Raw genomic sequence first — 18300 nt, 5'->3', positions numbered from 1 at the left:
TAAGAAGTCACTCGCTCAGCGTGGAGTTCAGCAGGTAAATCGTGCGAAGCAAGGCCTCGGGACTGGCAATTCCCTTGCCGGCGATGTCCATGGCACTTCCATGCCCGACACTGGACAGCACGACGTTGCCTCCCACGCTGAGGGCACTTGCGGCGTGGGGCGCCAGCAACTTGATTGGAATGTGACCCTGGTCGTGGAAGACGGCCACATAGAGATCGTGCTGCCTGTTTGCCAACAGCGTGTCTGCACCTGTGGGCCCACTGACATGGTGGCCTGCTGAGCGCAGCTGCGCCACCGCAGGCACCATCAAGCGAGCGTCCTCCGGTCCGAAAAGCTCACCTTCGGATGCGTGTGGATTGATACCGAACATGCCGATGCGAGGCGTTTCCACGCCCAGCCGCTGACACGCGACGATGCCTGCCTGAGTGGCGCGCACGATCAGGTCGGTGCTCAGACGATCAAGTGCTGTTTGAACGCTCTCGTGGAGCGTGACGTGCACGATGCGTAAGCCCGCCCCCACCAGCATCAAGAAAACGGAGTCGGCAGATTGGCCGCACACACGCGCCACAAGAGAGGGGTACCCGCTGAACGCTATACCTGCCTGCGTGATCGCTGTCTCGTGGTGAGGACAGGCGATCACGGCGTCGAACTCGCCAGCCTGCGCAGCCTGAATGGCCGCCGTGGCGCTGGCCACCGACGAGGCGCCAGCGGCCGCGTCGATGCGACCAGGTACAGCTGCAGCCGGATCGAGGGCGCCTACCTCGTTGCAACGAACACCATCTAGCATCCCGCTAAGGTTCAATTGCTCGGCGCAGCGGCGCAGCACCGAATTCGGGCCGAACAGCGTAATACGGTCGCGCTCAGACTCTGTCAGAGTGGCAAGTGCCTTTAGCGTGATCTCCGGTCCGATGCCGTTCGGATCGCCGATCGAGATGGCCAGGCGCGCAAGGCCGCTCATGCAGCCTTTGGTTTATGTTTGGCAATAAGCGCCTTTGCGCCAGCCAAGAGCTTGGCACCGTCCTGCCCGCGCTTGTCCATCTCCTGGACCCATTCGCTGGCGATGGTGCCAGTCAGTTTGACAAACTCGCTGGTTTCCGATTCGCTGAACACGTGTACCTTGTTGCCTCGATCGGTCGCCATCTTGCGGCTGATGGGGTCATGATCTTGTTGCACCTTGCCGAACCAAGCCGAGGTTTCCAGGCCCGAGTTGTCGTCGATCACCTTTTTGATATCCGGAGGCAACGATGTATATTTTCTTTTGTTCATCACCATCACAAACGCCGTGTTGTAAAGAGCTGGCTTGCCGGGCGCGAACTCGCTGTGGTGCTGAACAAGCTCATGCACCTTGACCGAAGGAATCACTTCCCAGGGCAAGGCTGCGCCGTCAATGACGCCTTTGGACAGCGCGTCTGGAATCTGTGGCAGCGGCATGCCTACCGCGGATGCTCCTGCTGCTGCGAGCAACTTAGTCGCTTGGCGGGTCGGCCCTCGCATCTTCAGGCCGCGCAGGTCGGAAGCGCTGTTGATGGCCTTGCTTTTCGAGTGCAGCACTCCTGGACCATGGGTATGAAAAGCGAGTGGTTGGACGTCCTTGAACTCATCGCTGGCGTGGGTTTCGAGGTACTCCCAGGCGGCACGCGACGCTCCGATGCCGTCCATGGTCATGAACGGCAGTTCGAACACTTCGGTCCGAGGGAATCGACCGGGGGTAAGTCCAGCCAAAGTCCATACGATATCGACAACACCATCCCGTGCCTGGTCGAAAAGTTGACTTGGTGAGCCCCCCAGCTGCATGGCAGGAAAGCCCTCGAAGCGGATACGTCCGCCCGAGTCGTTCTCCACTTTCGACATCCATGCCTTGTGTGCATTGAGATAGACATTCGAGGTCGGCGCCATGAAGGTATGGAACTTCAGGGTTACCACTTGCTGGGCGAAGACGCCAAGGGTGGGGGCTCCAAGGGAAGCGGCTGCCGCCGCCGATTTGATGAGGGTTCTGCGTTGCATCATGAGGTTGTCTCCTGGATTGAAGGGAAAGGCGGGTCCGGCCCCCTGGGCGGTGCTGGCTTCTTGTAGTACTGGTGATCAAGCAGGGCTTGCCTGCGAAACGAATTTAGTGACGAGGTAGCCGTCGAAGGTTTCGCTGCCGCCTTCGCTGCCGATGCCGCTGTCCTTCACGCCACCGAACGGCGTCTCGGCCAGCGTGATGCCGAAATGGTTCACGTTGACCATGCCCACCTCGAGGCCGTTGACCATGCGCTCCGAGGTCTTGATGGAGCCGGTGAAAACGAAACCGGTGAGGCCGAAGGGCAGGGCGTTGGCGCGCTTCAATACCTCGTCGGTGTCCTTGAAGCGCGTGATCGGCGCGACCGGACCGAAGGGTTCTTCGACCATCAGGCGCGCGTCGTCGGGAATGTCGGTGAGGATGGTGGGCGGGTAGAAGTAGCCAGGGCCAGCGAGCCGCGTGCCGCCGCTGGCCAGCTTCGCGCCACGCTCCAGCGCATCGGCCACCAAGCCTTCCATGGCATCGACCCTGCGCAGGTGCGCCAGGGGGCCCATCTGCGTGTCCTTGTCCATGCCGTCGCCCACCTTCAAGCCACCGTAGGCTTTCGTGAAGGTGTCGAGAAAGCGGTCGTACACCTTCTCCTGCACGAAGAAGCGGCTGGGTGCAATGCACAGCTGCCCCGCGTTGCGCGCCTTGAAACGCGTCAGCAGATGGGCCGCGTCGTCCACGTCGGCGTCGTCGAACACCACCACCGGCGAGTGCCCGCCCAGCTCCATGCTGATGCGCTTCATGTGCAGGCCGGCGAGCGACGCCAGCTGCTTGCCCACCGGCACCGAGCCGGTGAACGATACCTTGCGCGAGATCGGCGAGCGGATCAGGTGGTCCGACACCTCGGCCGGCACACCCCACACCACGTTGAGCACGCCCGGGGGCAGACCCGCGTCGTGGAACATGCGCGCGAGCGCGATCACCGCGCCCGGCGAATCCTCTGGCCCCTTCAGCACAAGCGTGCAACCCGCGCCGATCGCCGCCACCATCTTGCGGATGGCCTGGTTAAACGGAAAGTTCCAGGGCGTGAAGGCCACGCACACGCCCACGGGCTCGCGCAGCACCAGCTGGCGCACGTGGGGCAGGCGTGCGGGGATCACGCGGCCATAGATGCGGCGGCATTCTTCGGCGTGCCACTCTGCGTGTTCGGCACAGGTGGTCACCTCCAGCAGCGCCTCGCTCAGCGGCTTGCCCTGGTCGAGAGTGATCTGGCGGGCGACCTGCGGTGCGCGTTCGCGCGTGAGCTCGGCCACGCGGCGCAGCACCTTCGAGCGCTCGAGCGGCGAACTCTTGCGCCAGCTCTCGAAGGCGCGTTGCGCCGCGTTCAGTGCGCGGTCAAGGTCGTCGCGGCGCGCGTGCGGCAACGAGCCGATCACCTCGCCGTTGGCGGGGTTGATGATGTCCTGGTGTTGGCGGTCGCCGCCTTCGATGAATTCGCCATCGATGTAGAGGAAAGGCTTGCCGTATGCGGTGTCGGTCATGGTGAGTCAACCGATCAGATGAATACCGAGCCACCGTCGACGGCGATGGTCTGGCCGGTGATGAAGCCCGCGCCGTCGCTGGCTAGGAAGAGCAGGGCGCCCACCAGGTCTTCAGGCACCTGGTCGCGCTGCAGCGAGCGGCTGGTCTTGCGCACCACGTCGCCCATCTTGCTGTGCAGGTCGTTGTCGAGCACACCGTCGCTCAGCGTGAAGCCCGGGGCAATGGCGTTGACGGTGATGTCGTCCTTGCCGAGTTCGCGGGCTAGCGAGCGCGTGAACGCGATCACCGCGCCCTTGCTGGCCACGTAGTGCAGCATGTTGGGCGTGCCCTTGATCGGCGTGGTGGACGCGATGTTCACGATGCGGCCGAACCCGTTCTTGCGCATTTCGGGCACGACCGCTTTGGCGCACACGAAAGGCCCCAGGGTGTTGACCTCCATCACCCGCATCCACTCGGCGTCGCTGATCTGGTCGAACGGTTTGAGCGTGAGCGTGGTGAACAGGCCGGCGTTGTTCACCAGCACGTCGAGCCGGCCGAACGCCTTCACGGCCTGTTCGACCATGCCCGCCACGTCGGCGGGCTTGACCACATCGGTCTGCGTGCCGATGGCCTTCAGGCCCTGGGCACTGAGGCGTTCGGCCGCTTCGACGGCACCGCGCAGGTCGGCGATGACGACCTGGTGGCCCGCGCGCGCGAGGGCTTCGGAGAAGGCGAAACCGATGCCGCTGGCGCCGCCAGTGACCGCGATGACCCGGGATGCTGCTGTCATGTGTTGTCTCTTTCTGTGGGAAGGTGTGGATGTCGAATGGGACTGAGGGAGCTCAGGTCGGTGCTAGCACCGGCGCGAGGGCCGTGCGCGCGCGCATGTGGGCGGCAGGGTCGTTGAGGGATTCGACGGCGCTGAGTTGATCGCCGCGGTAGCGCAGCACCGAAAAGCGGCCGCTGGCCGGATCGCCCTCGATGTCGCTGCGGTCGCCCGGCGCGGCCAGGCCGGCCATCTGCAGCCGGCAAGGGCCTTGCTCGCTCCAGAACCAGGGCACCTTGGCGTACGGCAGGGGTTGACCGCACAGGCGCGCGGCGATGCAGCGCGCCTGGTCAACGGCGTTCTGTACCGACTCGATGCGCACGCGGGAGCCGCCATCGGCCGCGAACGGAAAGTTCGCGCAGTCGCCGAGCGCGGAGATGGCGGCGTCGCTGGTGAGCAGCAGCTCGTCGACCTCGATGCCATTGCCCACCGCCAGCCCGGCGTCGCGCGCCAGCTGGTCGTTGGGCGTGACGCCTACCGCGATCACGATGAGGTCGGCGACGATGCGGCCACCGCCGTGCAGGCGCAGGCCGGTGGCGCGGCCGTCCTCGCCTTCGATGGCGTCGAGCTGCGTGTTCAGGTGGAATTGCGTGCCCTGGGCTTCGTGGAAGGCTTGCAGGTGTCGCGCCATGGGCTCGGAGAGGGCGCGCAGCAGGGGCCGTGCCGTGGCCTCGATCACGTGCATCGGCAGGCCCTGGCCGCGCGCCACGGCCGCGAGTTCCAAGCCAATGAAGCCGGCGCCGACCACGGCCACCGAGCGCGCGCGGGCCAGTTGCTCTCGGATGCGCCGCGCGTCCTCCAGACCGCGCAGCACGTGCACGCCGGACAACCCCGCTCCGGGCACGCACAGGGTGCGCGCGGTCGCGCCGGTGGCCAGCACCAGGTGGTCGTAGGGCAGGGTCTGGCCGCTGGAGAGGTGCACGCCACGCGCCGCGCGGTCGATGCGCGCCACGCGCGTGCCGCCGAGCACGCGGGCATCGATGCGCTGGTAGAACGGGGGCGGGCGCAGCAGCAGGCCGGTGTCGTCCACCTTGCCTTGAAGGAAGGCCTTGGACAGCGGGGGGCGCTGGTAAGGCAGGCCGGGCTCGTCGCCGACCAGGGTGATGGGATCGGCATAACCCGAATCGCGCAGCGAGGCCGCGAGCTGGAAGCCGCCCTGCCCGGTGCCGACGATGACGGTGCCGTGGGCCATCAGACCTGCCGCTCCGGGATGTGCACGATCAGCTGGTCCACGCCGGGCGCCAGCGCGAGCTGGCAGCCCAAGCGGCTGTGTTCGCGGCGCTCGCCCGCGGCGCTGACCAGCATTTCGTCCTCGACGTCGCTGATGGGCGGCAGGAAGCCGATCGAGGCCGGGTCCACGTACACGTGGCAGGTGGCGCACATGGCGGAGCCGCCGCACTCGGCGACGATGCCGGGAATGCCGTGGCCGACAGCGGTCATCATGACGGTAGCGCCGGGACTGGCGGGCACGGCTTCTCGGGAGCCGTCGGGTTGTACGTAGACGATCTGGGGCATCGTGGGTTTCTCTCTTCTAGTTCGAATGGGGCGGGATGTCAGTGCACGGCGGCCAGCAGCGGCTCGACCGTCACGGGCATGCTCTTGAGCCCGCGCACCGTGTTGTTGAAGTGCTGGACCGGTTCGCCGTCGAGGCGGATCGAGGCCACGCGGCGGGCCAGTGCGGTGAGCACGATCTCGCCTTCGAGGCGCGCCATCATCTGGCCGGCGCAGCCATGAATGCCCGTGCCGAAGGCCATGTGGCCGGTGGCGCGGCGGGTGATGTCGAAGCGGTCGGCTTCGGGCCAGCGGCGCGGGTCGCGGTTGGCCGAGGCGATGAACACCACGATCTTCTGGCCCTGCTTCACGGTGATGCCGCCGAGTTCCACGTCCTGGGTGCTGGTGCGGTAGAAAGAGTGGAAGGTGCTGTCGTAGCGCAGTACCTCTTCGAGTGCCTGGCGCGCCAGCGAGGGGTCGTCGCGCAGCAGGGCCCATTGACCGGGGTTGCGCGCGAAGCTGGTGAAGGCGTTGCACAGGGTGAACACGGTGGTGTCCAGCCCGGCGGAGAGCAGGGTGCGAACCAGCATGCCGGCCTCGTCGTGGCCTATCTCGCCCGCGTCGGCGGCGGCGAACAGCTGGGCGCCCAGGCCGTCGGGCGTGAGCGCGTCGCGCTGGCAGACCTTGGCGATCCAGTTCACCGCTTCGCCCGAGCTGTTCATTCGGTCTTGGAAACGCTCGTTGATCGGGCCGAAGCCATTGAACACCATGTCACCGTAGGGCAGCAGGTGCTCGCGCCCCTCGGCGGGCAGGCCCACCGCGTCGCCGAAGGCCTTAATGGGAAAGGCCTCGCACAGTTCTTTGGCGGCGTCGAACGAGCCGCGTTCCACGAGCTCGTCGACCATGCGCGCGGCCACGTCCTCGAAAGTGGCGCGCAGGCGTCCGATCGATGCGGGCGAGAGCACGCGCGCCACCACCTTGCGGGTGCGGCTGTGGTGGGGCGGGTCTGCTTCGAGAATGATGCTGGGCTTGCGCCAGGGCGTCTCGGTGTGGAAGTTGGCAAGGCCCACGCCCGCGCTGGAACAGAAGATGTCGGGCTGAGACAGGATGCGCTGCACTTCGTCGTGGCGTGCGACCGCAAGCACGCCGTAGCGCTCCAGCCAGGCCCAGGGGCCGAGTTCGCGCAGCTGCTCGTAGTGGGGATAGGGGTTGGCCAGCACCTCGGTGGCGTACGGGTCGAAGTCGCTGGTGGGAACGTTGTCGTAGGGGTTGGGATGGGTCATGGAATGGCTCTTCTTCGGGTGTGCTTCAGTCGGTCAGCGCGGAGGTGCGGGGCTGGGCCACCACGAACGCGTCGCAGAAGAACGCATCGGGCGGCAGGCCGCGGGTTTCGACGAAATCGCTGCGCGCCGCGCTCACCATGGCAGGCGCGCCGCAGGCGTAGACCTGGTGGCCGGCAAGACTGTCGTGGTCTTGCAGCACGGCCTGGTGCACGAAGCCGGTGCGACCGCTCCAGCCGGCCTCGGGTTCGGAGAGCACGGGCACGAAGCGCAGGCCGGCCTGCTCTCCCCACCCGCGCGCCAGGTCGAGCAGGTACAGGTCCTTCTCGGTGCGCGCGCCCCAGTAGAGTGCGATCTCGCGTGCCTGGCCCCGGCGCAGGCCGTCCTCGACCATCGACTTGATGGGTGCGAAGCCGGTGCCGCTGGCGAGCATCACGATGGGCGCGGTGCTGCCCTCGCGCAGGTGAAAGTCGCCATGCGGCAGTTCGACCCGGAGGTGGTCACCCACCTTGAGGTCGTGCGCGAGCCAATGCGAGAACGCGCCGCCTTCCAGCATGCGGATATGCAGCTCGGCGCCATCGTTCTGGTGCGGCGGGTTGGCCATGGAGAAGCTGCGGCGCTGGCCGTCGGGCAGCAGCACCTGCAGGTACTGGCCGGCCTTGAACTTCACCTTCTCGCCCGCCGGAAAACGCAGCTTGAGGCGCGCCACGTCGCTGGCCAGAAAGTCGATGCGCATGACCCTGGCGGCGAGCTGGCGGCGCGCGTTCGGATCGGTTTTCTCGATCTGGCGCGGTTCGATCTCGATGTCGGTGAGCGGGCGCGCCTGGCAGAACAGCACCTGTCCGTGCGCGATCTCGTCCGCCGTGAGCGTATGCTCACCCGCCGCGCCGGGGTTCACCCGGCCCGAGACGACGCGGCCCTTGCAGCTCGCGCACACGCCCGAGTTGCACGAGAACGGCATCTCGTAGCCGGCCTGTCGCACTGCGTCGAGCACTGTCTGACCAGCGGCGCAGGGGATGGCGGTGGCCATCCCGGCGATGCGTATGAGGTGCGGGGTGCTCACGGCTTGCTCACAGGGGAATGGCCAGCAGCGTGTCGATGTTGTGGCTGTCGCAGACCACCACACGGCTGGCCAGGCGCAGGGTATCGCCTCCATCGATCACCAGCTCGTCGAGGTAGCGCCCGGTGGCGAAGAGGCTGGTCTCGCCGCCACGCATGATGCGCACCACCACAAACGGGGTTTCGCTGCGGCGCCCGCGCGGCGTGTCCTCCAGCAGGGAGGGCAGGCCCACCAGGTGGCGGTAACGTTGTTTCTCGTAGACGTTGGCGGTGCGCAGTGAGAGCACGCGGTCGTTGAGCATGGCGCGCGAGTCGGCGTAGATCAGGCTGGCTTCCATGCCTTGCGCATGGTTGTCGGCGGTGGTCACGCGGTAGAGGCAGTGTTCGGTGAAGAACTGCGTCCAGGCTTCGAGCTCGTCGTTGTCGATGCAGCGCGCGCAATGCGCGTTGAGCGCCAACGCGCTCGCGGTGTCGATCACCGCGTTCATGCATCCGCTCCCATGTGCAGGCGGTAGGCTTTCCAGAAGCCGCGCACGGACGCTTCCGTGGTGCGGCTGCTCTGCGAGCGCACGCTGTCGCCGCCCATCTCGACGATGGCTTCCTGCGCGCCAGCGGAGGCAATGCCGCGTTGCACAAAGCCGCCCACAGCGCCGTCCTCCATCGATACGAAGCCGGCCGGCCCGATCAGGTTGGACTGCTTGTGACGCATGGTGCGCAGCTCGGGTGTGTCGTCCTGGAAGCCGAGGTACACCCAATTCAGGGCGGTGGTCTCCAGGCCTTCGGGCAGCACCTGGCGTACCGCGATGGTGTTCTGTATCTGCGCCAGCACGAAGCCCGGAAATACCGAGAGGATCTGCAGCGTCACGCCATCGCCGAACTCGTCTATTCCTTTCAACAGCGTGGCGTCCTCGAGCTTGAAGTCGTCCTTCTCCGAACGCAGTTCCTCGGTCTTGTAGTCCTCGCTATTTTCGGCGATGGGGTCGATGGCGGAGAAGCTGATGTGGTTGCCGCCACATTCGCTCACCACCACGCCGCCCTTCTGCGAAAGGCGGTTGAGCCGGAACGTGGTGAAGAACACGTGCAGCAGGCTCGCGTGGTACGTGTCGCGCACGTTCTCCACGTAGAGCTTCCAGTTGTTGGGCAGCGTCTGCTTGAAGCGGCCGAGGATCTGCACCGGCTTGTGCAGCACGCGCGAGATGCCGCGCGCGATTTCCGGGCCGAGGTAGTCCTCCAGGTCGGGCACGTCGTCGCTCAGGCTGCCAAATACCAGGCCACAAAACACACTCGTTCTCAATTTGCGCGGACCATGACTCTTCATGCAGAAAGCAGGGTCCATGCCGCCTTCTCCGTTTACGCCGTTCTGGAACGCGATGCCCTTGAGGTTGCCCTGGCGGTCATAACGCCATGCGTGGTACACGCACTGGAAGTCACGCGCGGTGCCGCCGTCGTCCAGGACGATCAGTGCGCCGCGGTGCGAGCAGCGGTTCTCGAACGCGTACACCTCGCCGTCGCTGTCGCGCGCCACCACCACCGGCATGCGGCCGAGGAACGTCGTGCGGTAGCCGCCGGGTTGTGGCAACTCGGCTTCGAGACACAGGTAGTTCCAGGTCGCGCCTTCGAAGATGCGCTGTTGCTCGGCGTCGAGCACGGCCGGTTCCTGGTACAGGTGGTATGGCACGCGGGTGAGGTTCCCAGGTGGCCAGAAGGTTAGGGGTGCGCTATTCGCAGGGGCGGTGACGCTCATGATGCAGTGGGGTTCTTGCCTTGGAAGAATTCGGATACCGAACTTTTGACCGTTTGGTGAACCGCGACTGTATTTTTTGAGTTGATGAAGGTCAACAAAATCCGGCAAAATGTTCGAATACCGAACTTATTCAACTTCGAGTGGGGCCGCAAATGGACGATGAAGCGCGTGCAGTTGACAAGGAATACGTCATGGGTCTGGAGAAGGGCCTACTCCTGATCGAGGCCTTCGGCGTCAGCAATTCGCCTCTGACGCTGACCGAAGCGGCCGATATCACAGGCCACAGCAAGGCCTCGACTCGCCGCGCCCTGCTTACCCTCGTCAAGCTAGGCTACGCGCGAGCATCGGGGCGGCATTTTTTTCTCGAGCCGCGCACCTTGCGGCTGGTGCACGCCTACGTGAACTCTACGCCCCTGACCAAGGTGGCGCAGCCCATCCTGGAGATCACTAGTGAGCGCACGCGCGAGTCCGCGTCGCTGGCGGTGCTGGACTCGCAGTTTGTCGTTTTCGTTGCACGCTCAACTCAGCGGCGCAGCTTGTCTTTCGGACTCGGTATCGGCGCGCGATTGCCCGCCTATTGTTCTGCAACCGGGCGAGTGCTTCTCGCGGGTATGTCAGACGAGGAGGTTGAATTCCGCCTTCAGCGAATGAGTCGCCAGGCGATTACGCCGAAAACAAAGACTGACGTGGCGGCACTGATGAAGGAGGTGCAGGCTGCGCGCGAGTGCGGTTATTCGATGAGTGACGAAGAGCTGGAAATTGGCTTGCGTTCCATTGCCGTGCCGGTGCGCAATGGAAAGGGTGAGTTGCTGGGGGCTATGAGTCTTTCCGTGGCCACTTCGCGCATGTCACGCGACGATGTCGTGAACAAGTTGATGCCAGAACTTGAAGTGGCACGAAGGACGTTTGCACTGCAGTTGTAGAGCCCGCCTGTTGGCTTCCGTTGAAAACTGACCCCCGTAGAGCGGCAGAGATCAGTGGAACTCAACACGACGTATCCAGATCGTCCAAAGGGAATGATCAACTCGCGCAGAAAGGGGCTCTGACCGACCTTGCGGCACGTGAATGGTGAAGTCTTCAAGGTGGCGGCGCCGGCGCGGATCCGCGACCGAGGTGCGTGCGCACGCGCTCGATCGTGGGCCGCTTGCGTTGGGCAAGCACGCCGTCGGCCGCGGCCCAAACGTCATCGACTTGGACGCCCCGGGAGACTCTCGTACTTTTCGTTGGCATCGCCCTGCTCTCTGATATAAATTAGTGCCGATAAGATATATTTATCGACACCTATCTCCCTGACAGCTCACAAGGAGCGGGCGGATTTTTGTCGCTTCACAACACTCACCGGGCGCCTGCTCACGCTACAGAAAACGTTTGCGCCCCGGTCGCAGAAACTGATCGATGTGACTTCGCACGCAATTTCTCTGCGGGACTTTTGCGGGACTGGGCTCTGAAATACATGTCTAAACAGGGTAGTTTTGGTACAATGAGCGGTCGCAGAGTCTATATAAATCAACATCTTACAGATGATCTGGTAGCTACGAACCAAGGGGTCGTGGGTTCAATTCCTGCCAGCCGCACCAAACAAAAAACCCTGTAGCCACAAGCTGCAGGGTTTTTTCATTTCTGCCGCTGAAAAATCGCAAGCCAGCGGCGAAAGGCCACCATGAGTAAGGCATTCACCAAAGAGTCCGATCAGGACGAGGACGACGATCTCCCGTCACCCCCACCGGTGCCGGGCGGCAAGAACTACATCACCCGCGCCGGATACGACCGCTTGCGCGCCGAACTGTTCGCCCTGATCGACGACGAGCGGCCCAAGATCGTGGAAATCGTGCACTGGGCCGCCAGCAATGGTGACCGATCGGAAAACGGCGATTACCTCTACGGCAAGAAGCGCCTGCGCGAGATCGACCGGCGCATCCGCTTCCTCACGCGCCGCCTCGAAATTGCCGAGGTGGTCGACACATCGCTGCACCATGGAGGCGATCAGGTTTTCTTTGGTGCAACGCTGACCTATGCCGACGATGCAGGTGCCGAGACCACCGTCACCATCCTCGGGGTGGACGAAGCCGACAGCGCGCAGGGTCAGATCAGCTGGGTGTCGCCGGTGGCGCGCGCGCTGCTCAAGGCCAAGGTGGGCGAGGTGGTGCGCCTGGTCGTGCCTGGCGGCACGCAGGAGCTGGAAGTGCTGGCTGTGAGCTACCCGGCGCCCACCGGCAACGCCTGATCAGGCCTTGACGGGCTTGAAGCGCTGCGCCTTGATCACCGAGGTCGTGCGCTTGAGGCTGCGCAACACGTCGGCGAGGTGCTGGCGGTCGCGCACCGACACCGAGAATCGGATGTCGGTGGCGGTTTGAGCCGGCTCGTCACCCATGTCCACATGGGTGATGTCGGCTTCGGCGGACGCGATGCTGGAAGCCACGCGTGCCAGCACGCCCTTGCCGTTGGTCACGGTCACCACCACCGTGGTTTCGAACGAGCGCACCGGTTCGTCGGCCCACTCCACCTCCAGGAAGCGTTCGCTGTCGCGCAACAGCAGCCGCTTGCCGGTCGGGCAGTCTTCAGCGTGCACCACCAGGCCTTCGCCTCGGCCCAGATAACCCACGATGCGGTCGCCCGGGATGGGTTTGCAACACGGGGCGTACTGCACCGACAGGCCTTCGCTGCCGTCGAGTGTGACCACTCCTTGCGAGGCCGATTCGTCGCGACCACTGGCATATCGCTCGGTGCTGATCAACAGGGCGTCGGGCTTGAGCCCCATTTCCGACAACAGCACCGCGAGCTTCTTGCCGACCATGCTGGCAATGCGTTTGCCCATGCCGATGTCGGACAGCAATTCGTCTCGCGTCTTGTTGCCGGTGAAGCGCAACAGCTTTTCCCAGGTGCTCTGGTACTCGCCATCTTCGGCCGGCAGGGCGGCCAGACCTTCCGACCTGAGCGCCTGGCTCAGCATGCGCTCGCCCAGCTCGTGCGACTTTTCCTGCGCCACCGTTTTGAGGTGGTGACGGATCTTGGAGCGCGCGCGCCCGGTTTTCACGAACGACAGCCAGGCCGGGTTGGGTTCGGCGCTCTCGGCGGTGAAAATTTCAACCACGTCGCCGTTGGCCAGCTCGGTGCGCAGTGGCCGTTGCTCGCCATTGATGCGCGCCGACACCGTGTGGTTGCCCACGTCGCTGTGGATGGCGTAGGCAAAGTCCATCACCGTGGCGCCGCGCGGCAGCGCCATGATCTTGCTCTTGGGTGTGAACACATAGACCGCATCGGGGAACAGGTCGATCTTGATGTGGTCCCAGAATTCACCCGCGTCGTGCGTTTCCTGCTGGATGTCCAGCAGCGACTGCAGCCACTGCGTGCCCAGGCGTTGCGACATGTCGCTGCCGGGTTCGCTGGCCTTGTAGAGCCAGTGGGCAGCCACACCGGATTCGGCCACCACGTCCATGGCGTGCGTGCGCAGCTGGAATTCGATGTTGGTGCCGAACGGGCCGATCAAGGTGGTGTGCAGCGACTGGTAGCCATTGACCTTGGGGATCGCCACGTAATCGCGGAACTTGCCGGGCAGCGGTTTGTAGAGCTGGTGCAGCACACCGAGTCCGGTGTAGCAGTCGGTCAGCTCGGGCACGACGATGCGAAAGCCGTAGACATCGGTGACCTGCGAGAACGACAAGTGTTTGTTGTCCATCTTGCGGTAGACGGAGTACAGCGTCTTCTCGCGGCCCATGATGCGCACGTTCATGCCCTGTTGCGCGAAGACGGCTTCCACTTCCTTTTGCACGCGCGAAATCAGGTCGCGTCGGCGGTTGCGCGATTTGTTGAGCGCCTTGGACAGCACCTCGTAGCGCCAGGGGTGCAGGAAGCGGAACGCCAGATCCTGCAGTTCTCGGTAGGTGAAGTTCAGACCCAGCCGGTGGGCGATCGGTGCGTAGATTTCCAGCGTTTCGCTGCTGATGCGCTGCCACTTGCTGCGGGGCATGTCGCCCATGGTGCGCATGTTGTGGGTGCGGTCGGCCAGCTTGATCAGGATGACGCGCACGTCCTTGGCCATCGCCAGCAGCATCTTGCGAAACGACTCGGCCTGGTTCTGCTCGCGGGTGTCGAACTCCAGCTTCTCCAGCTTGGTGAGGCCGTCCACCAGGTCGGCCACCGGCGCGCCAAAGCGTTCCACCAGTTCCTCTTTGGTCACGCCGCAGTCTTCAATGGCGTCGTGCATCAGCGCCGACATGAGCGCCTGCGCGTCGAGTTTCCACTCGGCGCACTGGGCCGCCACCGCGATCGGGTGGGTGATGTACGGGTCGCCGTTCTTGCGCAATTGCCCCAAGTGCGCCTCATCGGCAAACCGGTAGGCCCGGCGGATGCTCTCGATGTCACCCGCGCTCAGGTAGTCGAGCTTGGCCAACAGTCCGGCAAAGCTGGCCGCGGCTGCGCTGGCGGCGGGATGCGCCTGGTCGTCAGAAGACAAAAAGGAGCCGGTGTCGGCTAGGGTGGGCATCCCGGTACTTTAGCCGGTGCTGACATTTGCCGCCGGGTGACACGCCCGCGTTGTGCCCAACGCTGTGTGGGATTGATGACAGCGCGGCGCGCAGGCGAAAAAAAACACCGCAGCGCGGTGTTCTTTTTCGAGGCCCAGGCTCTGGTCAGAGCGGAACCTTCTTGAGCATTTCCAGGCCGACTTTGCCTTCGGCAATTTCGCGCAGTGCGGTCACGCCAGGCTTGTTCTTGCTTTCGATTTTGGGTGCATGGCCCTGGCTCAGCATGCGCGCGCGGTAGGTTGCAGCCAACACGAGTTGAAAGCGGTTGGGGATTTTTTCCAGACAATCTTCGACGGTGATGCGTGCCATGGGCGGGCTCCAGTAAACGGGCTTGAGGTCAGAGGATGTTGAGCGCTTTGAAGGTATCGCCGCGGGCGATACGCTGGGCGGCGAACTTGAGCCGCTGGGCATGGACGATGGCCTTGAGGTCAAACAGGGCCCGCTCGAACAATTCATTGATTATAACGAAGTCGAATTCCCGGGCATGGGCCACCTCGGAGGCGGCGTTCTGCAGGCGCAGTTCGATCACCTCGGCGCTGTCCTCGGCCCGGCGCTCCAGGCGCGAGCGCAACTCTTCCCAACTGGGCGGCAGGATGAAGACCAGCACCGCGTTGGGAAAGATGCGTTTGACCTGGATCGCACCCTGGAAGTCGATCTCCAGCACCACGTCGGCACCTTGCGCCATGCGTTGCTCGATGGCCATCTTGGAGGTGCCGTAGCGGTTGCCGTGCACCATCGCCCACTCCAGGAACGACCCCTGGATGACCATGTGGTCAAAGGTCTCCTTGCTCACAAAGTAGTACTCGCGCCCGTGCAGCTCCTGGCCTCTGGGTGGGCGGGTGGTGTGCGAAACGGATGGCGCAACGCGCGAGTCGAGCTCCATCAAGGCCTTGACCAGGCTGGATTTGCCGGCCCCGCTGGGGGCTGCGACGACGAACAGGTTTCCGGGATATTCCATGCTCACTCGATGTTTTGTACCTGCTCGCGCATCTGTTCGATGAGCACTTTCATGTCCACCGAGATGCGCGTGAGCTCCAGGTTGGACGACTTCGATCCCAGCGTGTTGGCTTCGCGGTGCAACTCCTGAATCAGGAAGTCCAGCCGTTTGCCGACCTCGGCCCCCTTTTTGATCAGCCGTTCGATCTCGGTCAGGTGAGAGTCGAGCCGCGTCAGCTCTTCGGCCACATCGATGCGGATGGCAAATGCGGTGGCTTCGGTGAGAGCCCGGTCGTTGGCCATGTCGGACGTGACCGTGTTGCCAGTGACCGACGGACCGCCGGCGGCCAGGGCCTCGTTCCAGCGGTCGATGAAACGCTGGCGTTGTTGGGCCACCAGTTGGGGAATGAGCGGTTGCGCATCCTTGGCCAGTTGCCGCAATTGACCCAGGCGGTCCAGCAGCATGGCCGCCAGACGTTGGCCCTCGCGCTCGCGCGCTTCCATGAGGTTGTTGATGGCGACCTCCGCCAGCGACTGAAGCCCCTCGTTGAGCTCGCCGGGATTGCCCTGCTGGCGCGAGGTGAGACCCAGGACCTCGGCCACCGACAATGGCGCCGCGGTGGGCAACCAGGCGCGCACGTTGTCTTGCAGACCGACGAGCTTCTGGAGTTCGATTGCGCTGGGTGAACGTGGGGTAGCGTCGCTGCGGCCTTCGATCCACGCGCGAACCTCGACCTTGCCGCGCTTGAGGCGTGCTGTCAGCAGTTCGCGCAGCACCGGCTCTGAACCGCGAAGGTCGTCAGGCAGTTTGAACGTGAGGTCGAGAAATCGGCTGTTGACCGAGCGGATCTCCAGGCCCAGGCCCGGTTTTGGATCGCGCGCAGGCTCTGCGTTCGCGGCCGTGGCGGGCCCGCCCAGGTGGGCCGTTGCATAGCCGGTCATGCTGTAAACTGCCATTGCACTTTGCCCGTCAGGTTGAGTGGTCCAAAACGAGGCGTTCCGGAAACCATCCGAATTATGTCAAAGGTCAAACCCGCACCGCTCCCGCCGGACACCGTGATTGGTGGTTACCGCATTGTTCGCAAACTGGCAGCCGGGGGTTTTGGTGTTGTTTACCTCGCGGTGGACACCGAAGGCCAGCAGGTCGCCGTCAAGGAATACCTGCCTTCCTCGCTCGCTTCGCGTGGACCAGGTGAGTTGTTGCCTCAAGTGCAGCCCGAAAAACTCTCGCTCTACCGACTGGGCTTGAAGAGCTTCTTTGAAGAAGGTCGGGCACTCGCTCAGATTTCACACGCCTCCGTGGTGAGCGTTCTCAACTTCTTCCGCGAGAACGAGACCGTGTACATGGTCATGAACTTTCTGGAAGGCGCTTCGCTGCAGGAATTCATCATCACTGCGCGAGAGCAGAAGAAGCAGAAGGTTTTTCGCGAATCGACCATCCGTTCGCTGTACGACGAGGTCTTGCGTGGTCTGCGCATCGTGCACCAGCACAAGATGCTGCACCTCGACATCAAGCCCGCCAACATATTCGTGACCGACGACAACCGCTCGGTGTTGATCGACTTCGGCGCAGCTCGCGAGGTGTTGAGCAAGGAAGGCAACTTCATCCGCCCCATGTACACGCCCGGCTTCGCCGCGCCCGAGATGTACCGGCGCGACTCCAGCATGGGCCCCTGGACCGATATCTATGCGATCGGCGCATGCATTTACGCCAGCATGCAGGGTTATCCGCCCAACGATGCGCCACAACGTCTTGAAAAAGACCGCCTGTCGTTGGCGCTGTCCCGCCTGCGCGGCGTCTACTCCGACAACCTGATCGAGGTGGTCGAATGGTGCATGTCGCTGGATCCCTTGTCGCGTCCGCAATCGGTGTTTGCGCTGCAGAAAGAGCTCAGCCGCGAAACCGAGCGCAGTTACACCAAGCTCACCGTGGCCGAAAAAATGCGGCTGCAGTTTGACAACATCGTGTCGGACAACAAGAAATCCCTGCGGAAATCCACCAACGCCGGCACCAAGTTTCGATGAAATTTTCGGTCTATCAGATCAGCCGCCAAGGTGGGCGGGAGCGCAATGAAGACCGCATGGGCTATGCCTACACCCGGGAATCCGGCTTGTTTGTGCTGGCCGACGGCATGGGTGGACACCCCGAAGGTGCCATGGCCGCACAGCTGGCATTGCAGACTTTCTCAGCGTACTTCCAAAAGGCGGCCAATCCCACTGTGAGGGAGGTGCCTGAATTCCTCTCCAGCGCGCTGATGGCCGCGCACCACCAGATCATTCGTTACGCTGCCGAAAAGGGCATGCTCGACACACCCCGTACCACCCTGGTGGCGTCTGTCATGGAGCGGGGCCATGTGTACTGGGTGCACTGTGGCGACTCGCGCTTGTACGTGGTTCGCAACGGTGAAATGCTCACGCGCACACGCGACCACTCCTATATGGAGCAGCAAGCCCACCTGGGCCGCGCAACCGAGCACATCAACCGCAACATACTGTTCACCTGCCTGGGCTCGCCGGCCAAACCGGTGTTTGACCTGTCGGGCCCGGTGCAACTGATGCAGGGCGACCGCGTGCTGCTGTGCTCTGACGGGCTGTGGGGCACGGTGTCCGATGAGGAAATCACGGAAGAGTTGTCCAAGCGGCCGTTGGAGCAAGCCGTGCCCGAGCTGGTGGAGCTGGCGCTCAAACGTGGCGGCCCACGCTGCGACAACGTGACCGTGCTTGCCATGGAATGGGAGACGGCCGACGAATTCCAGAGCACCCGCGTGTCCACCGAGGACATCGAAGAAGGTGTGTTCGCCTCCACCATCCAGTCGGGCACACCCGACTCGACCATGGAAGATCTGGACGACGCGGCGATCGAACAATCGATCGCCGAAATCAACGAAGCGATTCGCCGCACGGCCGAACGCAACACCTGAGGTTTCCCC

19 protein-coding genes are annotated in these 18300 nt (G+C 63.8%); 4 read left to right on the top strand and 15 right to left on the bottom strand.

Going from position 1 to position 18300, the window contains the following annotated elements; genetic code table 11:
* Positions 1–7 precede the first annotated feature (7 nt).
* The 10 genes from BSY239_RS13285 to BSY239_RS13240 form a co-directional block, all read right to left on the bottom strand.
* Positions 8–958 carry a PdxA family dehydrogenase gene (locus BSY239_RS13285; RefSeq protein ID WP_056272090.1) on the bottom strand — a complete coding sequence of 317 codons (951 nt, stop codon included), beginning with the start codon at positions 956–958 and terminating at the stop codon, positions 8–10.
* Positions 955–2007 (bottom strand): TRAP transporter substrate-binding protein, encoded by a 1053-nt coding sequence (locus BSY239_RS13280; RefSeq protein WP_056272088.1) that lies wholly within the window; start codon positions 2005–2007, stop codon positions 955–957. The genes BSY239_RS13285 and BSY239_RS13280 overlap by 4 nt, the downstream gene beginning before the upstream one ends.
* Positions 2008–2082: 75 nt before the next feature.
* The gene (locus tag BSY239_RS13275) at positions 2083–3531 is read right to left on the bottom strand and encodes an NAD-dependent succinate-semialdehyde dehydrogenase (protein ID WP_069047267.1); all 1449 of its coding nucleotides are present in this window, start codon (positions 3529–3531) and stop codon (positions 2083–2085) included.
* 14 nt (positions 3532–3545) lie between these two features.
* On the bottom strand, positions 3546–4301 hold the full coding sequence (locus tag BSY239_RS13270) for an SDR family NAD(P)-dependent oxidoreductase (RefSeq protein WP_056272082.1): 756 nt from the start codon (positions 4299–4301) through the stop codon (positions 3546–3548).
* A 52-nt stretch (positions 4302–4353) separates the two neighbouring features.
* Positions 4354–5529 carry an NAD(P)/FAD-dependent oxidoreductase gene (locus tag BSY239_RS13265; RefSeq protein ID WP_056272078.1) on the bottom strand — a complete coding sequence of 392 codons (1176 nt, stop codon included), beginning with the start codon at positions 5527–5529 and terminating at the stop codon, positions 4354–4356.
* Complete coding sequence (locus BSY239_RS13260) at positions 5529–5852, bottom strand: 2Fe-2S iron-sulfur cluster-binding protein (protein WP_069047266.1); 324 nt, start codon at positions 5850–5852, stop codon at positions 5529–5531. Before BSY239_RS13260 ends, BSY239_RS13265 begins: the two co-directional genes overlap by 1 nt.
* 38 nt (positions 5853–5890) lie before the next feature.
* The gene (locus BSY239_RS13255; RefSeq protein ID WP_056272071.1) at positions 5891–7111 is read right to left on the bottom strand and encodes a cytochrome P450; all 1221 of its coding nucleotides are present in this window, start codon (positions 7109–7111) and stop codon (positions 5891–5893) included.
* Between the two features lie 25 nt (positions 7112–7136).
* Positions 7137–8171, bottom strand: coding sequence for a 2Fe-2S iron-sulfur cluster-binding protein (locus tag BSY239_RS13250; RefSeq protein WP_236944066.1), 1035 nt, complete (start codon positions 8169–8171; stop codon positions 7137–7139).
* A 7-nt stretch (positions 8172–8178) separates the two neighbouring features.
* Positions 8179–8655, bottom strand: a complete 477-nt coding sequence (locus BSY239_RS13245; RefSeq protein ID WP_056272065.1) for an aromatic-ring-hydroxylating dioxygenase subunit beta — start codon at positions 8653–8655, stop codon at positions 8179–8181.
* A complete protein-coding gene (locus tag BSY239_RS13240; protein WP_056272063.1) occupies positions 8652–9911 on the bottom strand; it encodes an aromatic ring-hydroxylating oxygenase subunit alpha in 1260 nt (419 codons plus the stop codon). Before BSY239_RS13240 ends, BSY239_RS13245 begins: the two co-directional genes overlap by 4 nt.
* A gap of 152 nt (positions 9912–10063) precedes the next feature.
* On the opposite strand from BSY239_RS13240, the gene BSY239_RS13235 reads away from it, so the two are divergent.
* On the top strand, positions 10064–10834 hold the full coding sequence (locus BSY239_RS13235) for an IclR family transcriptional regulator domain-containing protein (protein ID WP_056272060.1): 771 nt from the start codon (positions 10064–10066) through the stop codon (positions 10832–10834).
* 154 nt (positions 10835–10988) lie between these two features.
* Here BSY239_RS13235 and BSY239_RS22100 read toward each other — a convergent pair whose 3' ends face one another.
* A complete protein-coding gene (locus BSY239_RS22100; RefSeq protein WP_082585723.1) occupies positions 10989–11141 on the bottom strand; it encodes a DNA-binding protein in 153 nt (50 codons plus the stop codon).
* Positions 11142–11571: 430 nt separating this feature from the next.
* Between BSY239_RS22100 and greB the strand changes: the two genes are divergently transcribed.
* Positions 11572–12135: a transcription elongation factor GreB gene (gene greB / locus BSY239_RS13230; protein WP_069047264.1), complete on the top strand. Its 564-nt coding sequence runs from the start codon at positions 11572–11574 to the stop codon at positions 12133–12135.
* On the opposite strand, the gene BSY239_RS13225 is transcribed toward greB, so the two are convergent.
* From BSY239_RS13225 to BSY239_RS13210, 4 genes are all read right to left on the bottom strand, one after another.
* On the bottom strand, positions 12136–14394 hold the full coding sequence (locus BSY239_RS13225; RefSeq protein ID WP_069047263.1) for a RelA/SpoT family protein: 2259 nt from the start codon (positions 14392–14394) through the stop codon (positions 12136–12138).
* A 145-nt stretch (positions 14395–14539) separates the two neighbouring features.
* Positions 14540–14743, bottom strand: a complete 204-nt coding sequence (gene rpoZ, locus BSY239_RS13220; RefSeq protein ID WP_069047262.1) for a DNA-directed RNA polymerase subunit omega — start codon at positions 14741–14743, stop codon at positions 14540–14542.
* Positions 14744–14771: 28 nt separating this feature from the next.
* On the bottom strand, positions 14772–15392 hold the full coding sequence (gene gmk / locus BSY239_RS13215) for a guanylate kinase (RefSeq protein ID WP_069047261.1): 621 nt from the start codon (positions 15390–15392) through the stop codon (positions 14772–14774).
* A 2-nt stretch (positions 15393–15394) separates the two neighbouring features.
* A complete protein-coding gene (locus BSY239_RS13210) occupies positions 15395–16327 on the bottom strand; it encodes a YicC/YloC family endoribonuclease (protein ID WP_172823111.1) in 933 nt (310 codons plus the stop codon).
* Between the two features lie 60 nt (positions 16328–16387).
* Between BSY239_RS13210 and BSY239_RS13205 the strand changes: the two genes are divergently transcribed.
* Positions 16388–17395, top strand: coding sequence for a serine/threonine protein kinase (locus BSY239_RS13205; protein ID WP_069047259.1), 1008 nt, complete (start codon positions 16388–16390; stop codon positions 17393–17395).
* Complete coding sequence (locus BSY239_RS13200; protein WP_069047258.1) at positions 17392–18291, top strand: PP2C family protein-serine/threonine phosphatase; 900 nt, start codon at positions 17392–17394, stop codon at positions 18289–18291. The genes BSY239_RS13205 and BSY239_RS13200 overlap by 4 nt, the downstream gene beginning before the upstream one ends.
* The last annotated feature ends 9 nt before the right edge of the window (positions 18292–18300 follow it).

It is taken from the genome of Hydrogenophaga sp. RAC07 (assembly GCF_001713375.1).
In the GTDB taxonomy this organism is placed as follows: domain Bacteria; phylum Pseudomonadota; class Gammaproteobacteria; order Burkholderiales; family Burkholderiaceae_C; genus Hydrogenophaga.
Note: the sequence above shows the minus strand (reverse complement) of the source record. Positions and strands in the feature narration are given on the sequence as shown.

Bases quoted from the DNA above. Each gene is read 5' to 3' on its own strand.
- BSY239_RS13285 (WP_056272090.1), bottom strand. From the start codon at position 958: ATGAGCGGCCTTGCGCGCCTGGCCATCTCGATCGGCGATCCGAACGGC.
- BSY239_RS13280 (WP_056272088.1), bottom strand. From the start codon at position 2,007: ATGATGCAACGCAGAACCCTCATCAAATCGGCGGCGGCAGCCGCTTCC.
- BSY239_RS13275 (WP_069047267.1), bottom strand. From the start codon at position 3,531: ATGACCGACACCGCATACGGCAAGCCTTTCCTCTACATCGATGGCGAA.
- BSY239_RS13270 (WP_056272082.1), bottom strand. From the start codon at position 4,301: ATGACAGCAGCATCCCGGGTCATCGCGGTCACTGGCGGCGCCAGCGGC.
- BSY239_RS13265 (WP_056272078.1), bottom strand. From the start codon at position 5,529: ATGGCCCACGGCACCGTCATCGTCGGCACCGGGCAGGGCGGCTTCCAG.
- BSY239_RS13260 (WP_069047266.1), bottom strand. From the start codon at position 5,852: ATGCCCCAGATCGTCTACGTACAACCCGACGGCTCCCGAGAAGCCGTG.
- BSY239_RS13255 (WP_056272071.1), bottom strand. From the start codon at position 7,111: ATGACCCATCCCAACCCCTACGACAACGTTCCCACCAGCGACTTCGAC.
- BSY239_RS13245 (WP_056272065.1), bottom strand. From the start codon at position 8,655: ATGAACGCGGTGATCGACACCGCGAGCGCGTTGGCGCTCAACGCGCAT.
- BSY239_RS13240 (WP_056272063.1), bottom strand. From the start codon at position 9,911: ATGAGCGTCACCGCCCCTGCGAATAGCGCACCCCTAACCTTCTGGCCA.
- BSY239_RS13235 (WP_056272060.1), top strand. From the start codon at position 10,064: ATGGACGATGAAGCGCGTGCAGTTGACAAGGAATACGTCATGGGTCTG.
- BSY239_RS22100 (WP_082585723.1), bottom strand. From the start codon at position 11,141: ATGCCAACGAAAAGTACGAGAGTCTCCCGGGGCGTCCAAGTCGATGAC.
- greB (WP_069047264.1), top strand. From the start codon at position 11,572: ATGAGTAAGGCATTCACCAAAGAGTCCGATCAGGACGAGGACGACGAT.
- BSY239_RS13225 (WP_069047263.1), bottom strand. From the start codon at position 14,394: ATGCCCACCCTAGCCGACACCGGCTCCTTTTTGTCTTCTGACGACCAG.
- rpoZ (WP_069047262.1), bottom strand. From the start codon at position 14,743: ATGGCACGCATCACCGTCGAAGATTGTCTGGAAAAAATCCCCAACCGC.
- gmk (WP_069047261.1), bottom strand. From the start codon at position 15,392: ATGGAATATCCCGGAAACCTGTTCGTCGTCGCAGCCCCCAGCGGGGCC.
- BSY239_RS13210 (WP_172823111.1), bottom strand. From the start codon at position 16,327: ATGGCAGTTTACAGCATGACCGGCTATGCAACGGCCCACCTGGGCGGG.
- BSY239_RS13205 (WP_069047259.1), top strand. From the start codon at position 16,388: ATGTCAAAGGTCAAACCCGCACCGCTCCCGCCGGACACCGTGATTGGT.
- BSY239_RS13200 (WP_069047258.1), top strand. From the start codon at position 17,392: ATGAAATTTTCGGTCTATCAGATCAGCCGCCAAGGTGGGCGGGAGCGC.